This window comes from Halalkalibacterium halodurans (assembly GCF_005671335.1).
Lineage (GTDB): Bacteria > Bacillota > Bacilli > Bacillales > Bacillaceae_D > Halalkalibacterium > Halalkalibacterium halodurans.
Window position 1 is genome coordinate 4,106,600 of sequence record NZ_CP040441.1, and the last position, 13,851, is coordinate 4,120,450.

Annotated in this window: 11 protein-coding genes; 6 read left to right on the top strand and 5 right to left on the bottom strand. The window is 43.0% G+C overall.

Annotation, left to right across the window (positions count from 1 at the left end):
- Positions 1–81 precede the first annotated feature (81 nt).
- Positions 82–1,299 (top strand): ISL3-like element IS651 family transposase, encoded by a 1,218-nt coding sequence (locus tag FED51_RS19960; RefSeq protein WP_138090144.1) that lies wholly within the window; start codon positions 82–84, stop codon positions 1,297–1,299.
- 48 nt (positions 1,300–1,347) lie between these two features.
- On the opposite strand, the gene FED51_RS19965 is transcribed toward FED51_RS19960, so the two are convergent.
- Positions 1,348–1,629, bottom strand: a complete 282-nt coding sequence (locus tag FED51_RS19965) for a hypothetical protein (RefSeq protein WP_053430046.1) — start codon at positions 1,627–1,629, stop codon at positions 1,348–1,350.
- Between the two features lie 172 nt (positions 1,630–1,801).
- On the opposite strand from FED51_RS19965, the gene FED51_RS19970 reads away from it, so the two are divergent.
- From FED51_RS19970 to FED51_RS19990, 5 genes are all read left to right on the top strand, one after another.
- Positions 1,802–2,497, top strand: a complete 696-nt coding sequence (locus FED51_RS19970; RefSeq protein WP_053430047.1) for a response regulator transcription factor — start codon at positions 1,802–1,804, stop codon at positions 2,495–2,497.
- Positions 2,490–3,494: a sensor histidine kinase gene (locus FED51_RS19975; protein WP_053430048.1), complete on the top strand. Its 1,005-nt coding sequence runs from the start codon at positions 2,490–2,492 to the stop codon at positions 3,492–3,494. Before FED51_RS19970 ends, FED51_RS19975 begins: the two co-directional genes overlap by 8 nt.
- Before the next feature lie 116 nt (positions 3,495–3,610).
- Positions 3,611–4,372 (top strand): ABC transporter ATP-binding protein, encoded by a 762-nt coding sequence (locus FED51_RS19980; RefSeq protein WP_010900038.1) that lies wholly within the window; start codon positions 3,611–3,613, stop codon positions 4,370–4,372.
- Positions 4,362–6,308, top strand: a complete 1,947-nt coding sequence (locus FED51_RS19985) for an FtsX-like permease family protein (protein WP_053430049.1) — start codon at positions 4,362–4,364, stop codon at positions 6,306–6,308. The genes FED51_RS19980 and FED51_RS19985 overlap by 11 nt, the downstream gene beginning before the upstream one ends.
- A gap of 630 nt (positions 6,309–6,938) precedes the next feature.
- Positions 6,939–8,942 carry a methyl-accepting chemotaxis protein gene (locus FED51_RS19990; protein WP_138090981.1) on the top strand — a complete coding sequence of 668 codons (2,004 nt, stop codon included), beginning with the start codon at positions 6,939–6,941 and terminating at the stop codon, positions 8,940–8,942.
- Positions 8,943–9,040: 98 nt separating this feature from the next.
- Here FED51_RS19990 and manA read toward each other — a convergent pair whose 3' ends face one another.
- From manA to celB, 4 genes are all read right to left on the bottom strand, one after another.
- The gene (gene manA, locus FED51_RS19995) at positions 9,041–9,988 is read right to left on the bottom strand and encodes a mannose-6-phosphate isomerase, class I (RefSeq protein ID WP_053430051.1); all 948 of its coding nucleotides are present in this window, start codon (positions 9,986–9,988) and stop codon (positions 9,041–9,043) included.
- A gap of 358 nt (positions 9,989–10,346) precedes the next feature.
- Entirely contained in the window at positions 10,347–11,063 is a 717-nt protein-coding gene (locus tag FED51_RS20000) for a GntR family transcriptional regulator (RefSeq protein ID WP_041821969.1), read from the bottom strand.
- Between the two features lie 72 nt (positions 11,064–11,135).
- Positions 11,136–12,533, bottom strand: coding sequence for a glycoside hydrolase family 1 protein (locus FED51_RS20005; RefSeq protein WP_138090983.1), 1,398 nt, complete (start codon positions 12,531–12,533; stop codon positions 11,136–11,138).
- 16 nt (positions 12,534–12,549) lie between these two features.
- On the bottom strand, positions 12,550–13,842 hold the full coding sequence (gene celB / locus FED51_RS20010) for a PTS cellobiose transporter subunit IIC (RefSeq protein ID WP_010900044.1): 1,293 nt from the start codon (positions 13,840–13,842) through the stop codon (positions 12,550–12,552).
- Positions 13,843–13,851 lie beyond the last annotated feature (9 nt).

The window sequence follows — 13,851 nt, forward strand, 5'->3', positions numbered from 1 at the left end:
CAAAAAAAATGCACGCAGGCTCCTTTATCCATTATCCTTGAATTGCCGAGAAACAAAGAAAGGATAGGAGCTGCGTGTACGATGAATTTTACCATGGATTTGCCCGGATTAAAAGGTGTGAAGGTCACAAAGATGGAGGAACGAGAGGACTTTATCGCGCTCCATGTAGAAATGCCGCGAACGCCTCATCGTTGCCCATCCTGCGGGGAGAGAACCGAGAGAATCCATGATTACCGCATCCAAAAAGTTCAACATCTCAAGCTCTTTGAACGGTGGGTGTATCTATTCTATCGAAAGCGCCGGTACGCGTGCAGATGCGGGAAGCGGTTTGCGGAGAAAGCCTGTTTTGTAGAGCGATATCAGCGTCAGACAGTAGAATGGAATCAAGCGTTTCGCTTACGGCTCATTCAAGGGAAGAACTTTACGGACACAGCGAATCAATTCCAAACGTCCGTGACAACTGCCATGCGCCGGTTTGATCAATTGGCGGCCCCCCTCGTGAAGAAGGTGGATCACCTTCCTCCTCGGATTGCGATTGATGATTACAAAGGGGATACGAATGCGGGGAAATATCAAGTGATCATTGCGGATGCAGATACACGGAAGCCACTGGATATCTTACCGGATCGTAAAGCCGATACGCTTAAACGATATCTTCAAGAGAAGGGTCATCATGTGAAAACAGTCGTGATGGATCTCAGTTATACCTTCAAGTCGGCTGTTCAAAAGGCCTTAGGCCACCCGCTCATCATTGGGGATCCGTTCCATTTCTGTCGTTACATCTACTGGGCTCTGGAAGGGGTTCGCCGCCGAGTGCAAAAAGCGTTCCATCCGTATCATCGAAAACGATGTAAACGGATCAAACATCTGTTTCAGAAAGAGAGAGAAGGACTGGATGATAAGCAAAAGAAGAAGGTGGAGCGGTACTTAGAGCTATCCCCTGATTTAAGGGAAGCGTATGAGCTAAAAGAACATTTTCGTCAGTGGTATCAAGAAGCGAAGATGCAAGGAAGGGAAGGACGAATGAGCGAGGTGAAACAAGGTCTCTACGCCTTTTACCGAAGAGTGGAGGCGAGCCCGTTAAAGGAGTTCCACCGAGCCATTCAGACGCTGAAGAACTGGCAGACCGAGATCTTGAATAGCCTCGCGTTTGGCTTAAACAATGGTTTTATTGAAGGACTGAATAATCAAACGAAGGTGATTAAGAGAAATGCCTTTGGTTTTCGGCGTTATGATCGCTTGCGAAACCGTATTCTCTTGCATCATCAATTCAAACATCAGACATTCGGGGTAGGATAAGAGGGGCTCGCCCTCCTATGCCACCCCAACATTTGACTAAGAACCTTTTTAATAGTTATCAAGCGGATCGTACGAGACGATGACGGGAAAAAAGCTTGGCGTCACAAGAAAGCCTTGATGACTCCCTTCCCGATCCTTAAGCACGACGGAATAATCCCCAAATCCTTTCGCATATTCTACGGAAACATACGTTAAATCATGATCATGATAGTTCAATGTCGTATAGATTTTAACCGTCGTAATGGCTAACGATTTTGGCGAAATCATGGCCCACCCTGCGCAAACGCTGACGAGAACCGCTCCTATCATCAAAACCATTTTTCTCTTCATACAGCACTTCCCTCTCTCTAGCCAACCCGTTAAACATGATTCCTTGTTTAATTATAAGGTGGATTTCAGGAGTCTGACATCATTTTTTTCCAAAGTCGCTTCCTATATAGCTAATCCCCATTTTTTACTATACAATGAAAAAAGAATGAGCGCGTAAGTGTGGTGAACGAAAATGTTTAAAATTATGGTAATTGAAGATGACCATACATTGTTTAGTGAAATAAAGGAACGCCTTTCCCAATGGTCTTACGATGTCCATGGAGTGAGTAACTTTGAAAAGGTGATCGAGGAGTTTACGAGCCATAAGCCAGATTTGGTGATCATCGACATTCAGTTGCCGAAGTTTGACGGCTTTCATTGGTGTCGCATAATTCGCCAACACTCCAATGTCCCGATCATCTTTTTATCTTCACGCGATCATCCAACCGATATGGTCATGTCGATGCAGCTTGGCGCCGATGACTTTATTCAAAAACCGTTCCACTTTGATGTCCTCGTTGCAAAAATCCAAGCGATCCTTCGCCGAGTCCATAATTACACGAGCGAACAAACACAGCTAAAAACATGGTGCGGCGCGACCGTTGATTACGAAAGCAATACAGTTAGCAACCATGTCGGATCGATCGAACTATCAAAAAACGAGTTTTTTATTTTAAAGCGGCTCATTGAACGTAAAAACAAAATTGTCACCCGTGATGATTTGATTCGTAGCTTATGGGAGGATGAGCGTTTTATTAGTGATAATACCCTTACCGTTAATGTCAATCGATTGAGAAAGCGATTGGACGAGCTCGGATTAGGTGCTTACATTGAAACAAAGGTCGGTCAAGGATATATGGCAAAGGAAGATGGGAACACCCATGATTAAAACCTTTTTAAAAGAACGAGGAAGCTGGATTCTGATCATTATCTTCCTCCAATGCTTCACTGTTTTTATAGCATATCTCGATTCAGCGATCCCGTTAGCACCTGTCTTCTATAGTGTGTTTTTATCATCGATGATCTTCTTCTTTTTTCTAGCCGTGCGATATAAAAAAGAAACAACATTTTACCGAAAGCTTGAGGAATGGGACAAAGATTTGGACGTAACCAATTTAGCTGCCGCCGAAAGCCCGTTTGAACGTATCATTGAGCAGACGATTGTTAAACAAACCGGCTACTTGCAAGAGAAAGCCCATCGACATGAGACCGTGTTGGAACAGGAAAAGGATGACTTACTCGCATGGATTCATGAAATCAAAACACCGCTCACGGCGATGCATTTAATTATCGACCGTCTCGAAGACAGAACCATTAAAGGCCAGCTCACGTATGAATGGATGCGAATCCACCTACTGCTCGATCAGCAGCTCCATCAAAAACGAATTCCCTTTATGGAAAACGACCTTTACGTGGAAAAGGTAAACCTTGAGAGTGTACTCCATCAAGAAATCAAGACACTGCAATCGTGGTGCATCCAAAAAGGGATCGGCTTCGACTTACAGTTAGAAGTGACAGACGTGTTGACAGACGCTAAATGGCTATCGTTCATTTTACGGCAACTTCTCTCCAATGCGGTCAAGTATAGTGAAGCGTCTGACATTATCATTAAAAGCGATGTGGTTTCTGGGAAAACCGTCGTTGAAGTGACAGACTTCGGTCGAGGGATCGAGCCGAAAGACCTTCCTCGTATTTTTGAGAAAGGTTTTACTTCAACGAAAACCGATCAAACAAATGGGGCAACGGGGATGGGGCTATACTTAGCCAAAAGAGTCGCCGAACCATTATTGATTGACCTAGCCGTAAGCTCAACAGTAGGTGAAGGCACAACATTCACCTTGACCTTCCCGAAAGAAAATGAGTTTGTCCGGACGCTCGGCATGTGACAAAAGTGTCACATGCTTTTATCTGTTTGTTCGTTTAATCGAAGGAAAAAAACATGGAACCCTTTTACGATAAAGATGGCTTCACCATTTCTAGACATGACAAGGAGTGAAAATACATGGCAATACTTGAAGCGACAAACATTCATAAAAGCTATGGTACTAAGCTAAATAAACAAGAGGTCTTAAAAGGAATCGATATCCGTGTGGAAAAAGGGGAATTCGTCAGCATTATGGGGGCCTCAGGTTCAGGAAAAACAACGCTCCTGAATGTCCTGTCTTCCATCGACAAGCTAAGTAACGGCTCAATAAAAATTGAAGGTAGCGAAATGACACGGTTGAAAGAAAAGGAGCTTGCCCAATTTCGTAAAAAGCACTTAGGCTTTATTTTTCAGGAGTACAACCTGCTCGACACGTTGACCGTAAAGGAAAACATTTTGCTTCCGTTATCGATTACAAAAATTCCGAGAAAAGCAGCAGATGAAAAATTCAAACAGGTTGCAACAGAATTGGGAATTTATGAGATTAAAGATAAATATCCAAACGAGATTTCCGGTGGACAAAAGCAGCGGGCTTCAGCAGCACGAGCGTTCATTCATGAACCGAGTATTATATTTGCCGATGAACCAACAGGTGCGCTTGATTCTAAGTCCGCCTCCGATCTATTAGGTAAGTTACAGCAATTAAACGAGAAGCTGAGAGCGACGATTGTGATGGTCACACATGATCCTGTCGCTGCAAGCTATTGCAGCCGGGTGATCTTTATTAAAGACGGGCAAATTTATACGCAGCTTCATAAAGGGGACGAATCGCGACAAACCTTCTTTAAAGACATCATGAAAACACAAGGTGTGTTAGGTGGGGTGCAAAATGACCATTAATCACCTCATTCTTCAAAACTTGAAGAAAAATTTGAAGAACTATTACCTGTACGTATTTGCCCTTATGTTTAGCGTCGCCCTTTACTTTGCGTTCGTCACCTTGCAATATGACCCAGCGATGGATGACGTTCAGGAAGGCATTAAAGGGGCTGCCGCCATGAAAACCGCTTCGGTGCTGCTTGTTGTAATTGTGACTACATTTTTGCTTTATGCAAACAACATTTTTATCAAACGTCGAAGTAAGGAAATCGGCTTGTTTCAAATGATCGGAATGACGAAAGGGAAAGTATTCCGGATCTTAAGTGCAGAGAACTTGATCCTTTATTTTGGCTCACTGGCAGGTGGGGTGTTTATCGGATTTGCCATCTCCAAAGTTGTGACGATGATCCTGTTTAAGCTGACCGGATTGGACCGAATCGCAACCCTTTCCTTTTCAGTACCTGCACTCGTCCAGACAATGATTGTATTTACTTTGATCTACGGGCTCATTTTGCTCGCAAACTATCTCTTTGTGAAACGACAAACGATATTGTCTCTGTTTCGCGTTACTTCATCATCAGAGGACCAAGTGAGAAGAGTATCGTTGATTGAAGTCATCATTGGAATCCTCGGGATTGTTTCCATCCTTGTCGGCTACTTTGTATCATCGATATTGTTCGGGGGCACCTTTACCTCAATGGAGACACTCTTTATAGCAATGATCTTCATTCTCGGATCGGTCATTATCGGGACGTACTTTTTCTATAAAGGCTCCGTTACGTTTCTTTTTAATTTGATCCGAAAAAAGAAAAACGGCCATTTAGCTGTGCGAGATGTCCTATCGTTATCGTCGATCATGTTTCGCATGAAATCGAATGCGCTCATACTGACGATCATTACAACCATCTCAGGGCTCGCTATTGGCTTACTGTCGCTAAGCTACATTTCCTATTATTCAGCGGAAAAAACAGCGGAACATTATGTGCCCTCTGACTTTACATTAACAGATATGGAAGATGCAGCATATTTCAAGGAGGCACTAGATGCGCATGGCATCGCCTATGATGAAACGGTGATTGATGTTCTAATAGCGGAAGTTTATGTTAAAGACATTTTGGAAGAGCCTCTAGACGGTGTTAATTTTGACTCAGATATTATGATCCTCCCCGTCATACGTGATACTGCAGTCGAAAGTGTGAACGTGGCGCCAGAAGAAGCCGCCTTTACCGGTTATAACGATATGATGCAACAATTTATGTCGTTAAAAGATTCGGGATCCATTGAACTAAGGGGAAAACAAAAGGTTATCCCGCAAAACTATATCGGGTTACACAGTGAATATCTCGTTTCTACTTATTTTTCAAGTGGTGGTTTGCCTTTAGCTATCGTGAACGAAACGACGTTTTCCCAATTACAAGATGACATTAATCCGGAGATTCAGCTCGATTCGTCGGTTCATATCGGCATTGATATTAAAGATGCACGCCAGCTACAAGAAGCGGTAGTTCTATTTCATGAAACTCCTTTTACGAGTGAAACACCTCAATATGCTCAAGTTGAAATGAGCCAAAGTCAGAAGCAAACTTTTGGACTGGCCATGTTCATCGTCGGCTTTTTAGGGCTCACCTTCCTAATTACGTCAGGATGCATCCTCTATTTTAAACAAATGGACGAAAGTGAAGAGGAAAAAGGGAGCTACACAATATTACGAAAGCTTGGCTTTACCCAAGGAGATTTGCTGAAAGGAATACGAGTAAAGCAAGTGTTTAACTTCGGAATCCCGCTTTTGCTCGGCCTTAGCCATAGCTATTTTGCGGTCAAATCAGGTTGGTTTTTCTTTGGCAACGAATTGTGGACACCGATGATCATGGTCATGTTACTCTATACAGCTCTCTATTCCATCTTCGCCATTCTATCGGTTCTCTATTATAAAAAAGTGATTAAAGACGCCCTGTAATCAACGAACCAAAGCTCCCTTCTCTCTGGGGCTTTGGTTTCTTTTACTATATCATCGCTTACAAGTTATCGGTTAATTGGGAAGCTCCTCACTTGCCTTGGACATCTCTTCCACCCGTTGCCGCTGCTCTTCACTTAAAGCGACCCCTTGGTTACGAAAAAGAGGCTACCTCCACGATCGCAGAAAGGCTCATAATAGAATGTCTTCTTGGATCTGTCTTCGTCCTGCTACGTCCGGCTTTTTCGCACTAGCTGACGGTTGATTTTCTCATTCATAAGTCACCAACTCCACTCCCCCCGTACCTAAACCCTTTTTATTAAACAATGTACAATCTTAAAGAATTTTAAATTCCTTCAAGAAAATGAATGATTCAATTTTTAAACATTTCAACACGATCGATATATAGATATAATAGTAGTTCTCCCATCACTGGCTTAAATTATAACCTACTATTCATTTAGATGGATTTTATAGCAACTTTTGTTCCCTTCCTATTAGATGAAATTTTTATAAAATAATAATTAGGTAAAATATTACTATAAACTACAAAAATATTCCGTTTTTCTCTGAAATTATTCATGATATGATAGTTTTGCACTCCATATGAACTAGGTAGAAAGGATTGATCAAGTGATTAGCAAGCTCTCATTTTTCAGAAAATCCATCAATTTGAAGTTTATTGTTTATTTTTTACTCGTTGGATTGATTCCTCTCATCATTATGTCCTACATGATGTATCAATCGAGCTCAAACGAGATTGTCGCCAAAGAGCGTGAAGCAATGGAGAGCCAGACCGTTAGTACCGTTGACGGAATGGAACAATGGCTTGAAAAGCGTCTAGACGAAATTAAAATTGTCGCCAGCTCTGAAGCGCTTCAATCTGACCGATTAGAAAGCAAGCTACAATTAATGAATGTAATCAAAAACCAAGACGATAGTTATGAAACTGTCGTTTTTACAGGGGCAGATGGAATTGTTCAAGCCCATACAAATGAGGAGCATATTGGCGTCCTTGATCTATCCGATCGGGAATATTTTCAAAATGGGATGGCCGGACAGGACACCATTTCTAGTGTCCTTATTTCAAATGCAACCGGGAATCGCATTGTCGTTGTTGCCACCCCTGTTCTCTCTTCTTCTGGAGAGACACTAGGGGTTATGTCCGCATCGATCAATTTTGAGCAACTGATTGAGCAATATTTACATGGAGACCAATTTAACCAGCATGAAGTGATCTTTATCGATGATCAAAATACCATCCAAGCTCATCCGAACGATGAACTCATCGGGATTACCGTGGAGGAGTCTGGAATTGAAAGTGATTTAGTCTCTTTATTTGCAACAGGAAAAGAAGAGTCCGGTACGTCTATCACTCGTGTGGATGGCGAGGAGATGGTGATTAGTTACGCGCCGATTGAAAAAGCAGGATACGGCATTTATCTCCTTACTCCCCTTTCTTCCGTTTTAGCCGCAACAGACCATATTCAAATGATTACGATCATGATTATGGCTGTTTTTACTGTCATCATTGTTCTTTTTGCCATTTGGATTGCGAGAAGTATGAGCCGGCCCATTCGCCTCATTACAAGTCACGTCCAAACGATCGCCAGTGGAGACTTAACAAGTTCTGATTTACAGATTAAAAGACAGGACGAAATCGGGATTTTGGCTCACAATGTGAATCAAATGGCTACCAATTTAAAGGAAGTGATTCATCAAGTAGGAGATAGTGCTGATCGCGTAGCCGCTTCTTCGCAACAGCTTTCGGCAAGCTCTGAGGAAGTAAGTCGTTCCAGTGAGCAAATTTCTGAATCAATCCAACAAGTAGCCAGTGGCTCAGAGAAACAATCAAGCGGGGTAAATGAAAGCACTCTTTCCCTTGAAGAAGTCTCGTCCAGTGTTCAACAAATTGCTGAAGCGTCGGTACAAATTACTGAATCGGCCAATTCAACGATTGAAAAAGCAAAAGAAGGCGGACAGTCGGTTGAAAACAACGTCGAAACGATGAACAAAATCCATGAGTCTGTCACCGATTCTGTTCAAATTACGAAGATGCTCGCTGAACGCTCTAAAGAGATTAACAACATCTTAGATGTCATCACATCGATTGCTGAGCAAACGAACTTACTCGCTTTAAATGCAGCGATTGAAGCGGCTCGCGCAGGTGAGCACGGAAAAGGCTTTGCCGTCGTGGCAGACGAAGTGAGAAAGCTAGCGGAAAGCTCTCAACATTCATCACAGCAAATTTCTGAAATTGTCGTAGAAATTCAGAAGGAGATGGATCGGACAAGTACGGCAATGAATGGGGTCATGGAAGAAGTGAAAGATGGCCTAACCGTTGCCAACGAGACGAAAACCCATTTCCAAGAAATTATTCAATCAACTAACCAAGTGGCGGAGCAAATTGAGTCAATGGCTGCTACTTCTGAGGAAATTTCCGCAGAGGTCGAGCAAGTTTCTGCTTCCTTCAATGAAATTGCCGTCATCGCGGAAAATACATCTGATAGCGCCCAAGATGTAGCTGCCGCATCTGAAGAACAGCTGGCAACCATGGAAGAGGTAACCTCTTCTGCTCAATATTTAAGCCAAATGGCTACCGATTTGCGTGAACTCCTTAGCAAATTTAAAGTGTAACTAGTGATAAAGCAAGCCCCTCGACGTGCATTTTAGCACAACCGAAGGGCTTTTTTGTTTAGACTTGCGTATATGGGCAACGACAGCTCTGCTGCCCTTTAAGGATGGGAAACGATCAATTGACATTGGCCTTCAATGTTAAAATCATTAAACCCTACTGGGATTAGGAGGTGGACCCCTTTTTCAAAAGAGTATCTCTCCCCTTGATACGTAAGCCTACCTGTTCCTTCAATGATACTTACTAGTAAATAACGATCCTCACTAGAGAACGAAGCCTGTCCGTGAATGTCCCATTTATGGACGGAAAAGAACTCCGTTTCTACAAACGTCGTCACAACGGCTTGGTCTTTTATCGTCACTTTTGGACAGACGTCTGGATCTTGATGGGGCACTGTCGTTACGTCAATCGCCTTCTCTAAATGAAGCTCCCGTAAATTTCCCGCTTCATCTCGGCGGTCGTAGTCATACACGCGATACGTCGTATCCGAGCTTTGCTGAGTTTCTAAGACGAGCGTTCCCTCGCATAGTGCGTGGATCGTCCCACTCGGCACATAAAAAAAATCTCCCGGCTTGATCTTTACCTTTCGCAATAAATCATCCCATGCCCCATCTTCAATACATTTCTCTAATTCTTCTCTCGTTTTTGCATGGTGACCTAATATCATCTCTGCATCTTTCTTACAATCAAGGATGTACCAGCATTCCGTCTTTCCTAATTCCCCATTTTCATGGCTGTTGGCATATGAGTCATCGGGGTGAACCTGCACGGATAAATCCATATTGGCGTCTAAAATTTTCGTTAATAACGGAAACACGTCTGATGAAGGATTTCCAAATAGTTGCGGCTGCTCCTTCCAAAGCTCTGCTAATGATTTTCCAATAAATTCGCCATTAGCAACAATAGAGGAGCCGTTCGGATGAGCAGAAATGGCCCAGCACTCTCCCGTTTTATCGGATGGAATATTGTAGCCAAACTCCTGCTTAAGCAGAGTCCCTCCCCAAATACGCTCCTTAAACACAGGTGTTAAAAAAATCGGTTGCAACATACAGTCTCCCCCATTCGGTTCATGTTTTTTCTTCCTGTAATGTATGATTTGCAAATAGTAACGTGCCTGTAATGCCCGCCGACCCCATCAGCTTGAGCTGACAATAGACGATAAAAACTCAGGTAACACACATCATCGTTTAACTGTTCTGACAAATGATTATACACTATGGACCAAAGGGCAGATTCTATGGCTTCAAGTTCATACGCTAAGAATAACCGAATCATTTCGCCAACTGTTTCACGTGGAACAGTGGTAGGAATTTGAATTGCATCTGAAATTTATCCTTTCTCCACCCTACTTGCACTACAAATTTCGTCCACAAGCTTCAATCCTAGCTAACATGTCCACGCCTTCACTAGGACCGTTTCATATTGATGGTCGTCACCTCAAATTTATCGTACCGATGACGAGAAAAGGAATATTCGAACGGCACACCATTATTTAAGAAACCTACATGTTCCACTTCCAAAATCGGATCATCCGCTTCACAATGCAAATGTTCTATCTCTAACGCCTCTGCTTTACAGGCACGAATTTTCCGGTGAGATCCGGCTATCGTTAACCCTAACTTGTCAATCAGATAAGAATAGATCGAGCCGTGCAACACCTCATCATTAATCCCTGGAATGAGCGGGGTCGGCATGTACGTTTTCTCTATCACATAAGGCTCACCGTCGACGAGCCGTAAGCGGATAATATGATAGACTGGCGTTTTTTGGTCAATGGCTAAATGGGCTGCCACTTCTTCCGCTGGAAACTCCACATTAAATTGGATTACTTTACTCGTTACCTGTTTATCCTTTAACAAATTGGACAACCCTTTAACTTCATTGGTCAGTACATTGACACGGCTCGTATGGATGGCCGATTGAACAATAAACGTCCCATGCCCTCGCTTTCGATAAAGAAGCCCTTCCATAACCAAAATGTCCAGCGCTCTTTTCATCGTCATCCGGCTACAGCCAAACTCTTTTGAAAGGGAGATTTCATCTGGTATCGGTTGATCTACAGGATAGTCGTTTTCTTTTATTCTCTTTTTTATTTCCATTGAAATGGCCTCGTACTTTTTCATCGCATCCCCACCCACCTTTTGCAAAAGACTTTGATTGATCCGTAAAAAAAGATGGTCAGGGTCGACCATCTTTTAAAATCCATTATTCTCCGAAAGGGTCTTATACCATTTTCCGCTCTTTTTAATTGTCCGTTCCCCATTCTTGTCTAAATTGACAGACACCAACCCATAGCGGTTTTTATAGGCATTCGCCCAGGACCAGTTATCCATAAACGTCCATAGGTGATACCCCTTAACGTTAGAGCCTTCCTGAATCGCCCGATGCACCCATTTTAAATGATCTTGGATGAATTCGATTCGGTAGTCATCATGGATCACACCATTTTCATCACGAAACTTCTCTTCTCCTTCAACCCCCATTCCATTTTCGGAAATAAAGCATTCAATGTTTCCGTAATGTTCCTTCAGGTTGATGAGAATATCATAAATTCCTTTTTCGTAGATTTCCCATCCACGGTGAACGTTCATTTTCCGACCAGGCATCGCGTAGTGATCAAAATAGCGCTCTGGCATAAAAGGTGCATCCGGATTTGGGAGGGTCTCTTTTGCCTTCACACGTCTCGGTTGATAATAATTCACACCTAACAGATCCACCGTATGTTGGCGAATAATCTCTAAGTCTTCTTCTATAATAGGCATAAAGCCTTCTTCTTTCAAGATTTGAACGAGCTCTTCTGGGAACTCCCCTTTAACCGACGGGTCTAAAAAGGAGCGGTTAAAAAAAGCATCTGCGATCTTTGCTGCTTTTAAGTCCGCAGGGTGATTACTTCGCGGATAGGAAGGAGTCAAATTTAAAATGATCCCGATTTTGCCACCCTGATTCAATTGTTTGTAAGCCCTAATCGCTTTTGCACTTGATAACACCGTATGATAACCTACCTGAATCGCCTTTTCAAAGTCTACTTCGTTCGGGTAATGGAAGTCGTACAAGTATCCTCCCTCTACCGGAACGATCGGCTCGTTATGCGTAAACCATTTTTTTACGCGATCCCCAAATCGTTCAAAGCATGTTTTCGCATAAGCTTCATATGCATCGACAACTTCGCGATTTGCCCAGCCGCCAATCTTTTGAAGTTCCATCGGCATGTCAAAATGAAAGAGGTTAACAAAAGGTTCAATCCCTTGACCTAGCAGTTCGTCAATGACATTGTTATAAAACTCTACTCCTTTAGGGTTCACTTCCCCTCGTCCATCGGGAATAAGCCTTGACCATGAGATGGAAAAACGAAATGAGTTGTGCCCGACCTCTTTCATTAATTGAATATCTTCTTTATACCGCTCGTAAAATTGAGACGTGTCTTGTGGGCCGACACCTTGAAAAAAGCGACTCGGCTCAACTTCGTACCAATGATCCCAAATATTTTTTCCTTTCCCATCACGATGAGTCGCTCCTTCTGTTTGCGTTGCGGAGGTAGCAGACCCCCACCAAAACCCTTCTGGAAAGCGATAAGTAACAGTATCTTTTGTCATACAAGGCATCTCCCCTTTAAGCAGCGCTTTTTTCTTCTTGTTCTTTCTTTAGATTAAATCGGTCCATCGATTTTAAGAACGGATACCAAATCATAAACACAATCATTAGATTAACAAGTTGCAGTAGCCCCCCCGCAATCGAATTGGTTGCCATAATCCCATTTATGAAAAACGGGACGGTCCAAGGAACAGCAACACCTGTCGGTGGAGGAACAAGCCCTGAGGCCATTGAAAAGTAAGTAACTAACGTCACGATCATGGGCGACAAAATCCACGGAACGATGATGAGCGGATTCATCACAATCGGGAGCCCGAAAATAATTGGTTCGTTTACGTTAAATAATCCCGGTCCGATCCCAAGCTTTCCGACCTGCTTCAACTGCTGGCTTTTCATGAACAGAAGGATGGCAAACACAACGGCTAGTGTCATCCCTGTTCCACCCATTCCAACCGTAAAAATCTCGATAAATGGCTTGGAAATTATATTCGGGACGGGTTCCCCGTTCGTATACGCTTCCAAATTTTCAATCATGAGTGTGTTCCAGATAGGGTCCATGACCGAGTTTATAATGACCTGGCCATGCAAGCCGAAAAACCAAAGAATCTGAATAAAGAATATGGCGATTAACGTCGGGATAATTCCGCTTCCGAGCCCTACTAACGGCGCTTGTACCGCTTGATAGATCACATCGTGCATGTTCGTATGGAACAGCTGGGAAACGAAAACATTAATCGCTAGAAAAACGGTTAAGGTCAATACAGCAGGGATCAACGCAGCAAAGGACTTCGCAACAGCTGGCGGAACCCCCGGAGGCATTTTAATGGTAATGTTCCGTTGAACGATGCGCCGGTAAATTTCCGCCGAAAGAAAAGCGGTCATCATCGCAAGAAACATCCCCTTAGCTCCCAACCGATCTAACGGAATAACACCTTGAACCACTTCGCCAGCTTCCGTTTCCACCATAAAAGGAGTTAAAATGAAAAACGAGACAAGGGCGATGGCCCCACCGAAGATCGCTTCCACATTGTAACTCTTCGATAAATAATACCCGATTCCGAAAGCCACAAACACAGACATCATTCCCATCGTGGCAGAAGAAGCAATGCTAAAACTTTCTCGAAATGTAGCAAGAGCTCCTTCATTCATGAGCTGGTCAAGGAATGGTAAATTCGTTAAAACGACAAAAATAGAACCAAAAATCGTCAATGGGAATGCTAACATAAATGCGTCTCGCAACACGGTTAAATACCGATTGTTGTTCAATTTACCGGCGAGGGGTACCAAATAACGGCTTAGTTTTTCAAACATGGGACGTTC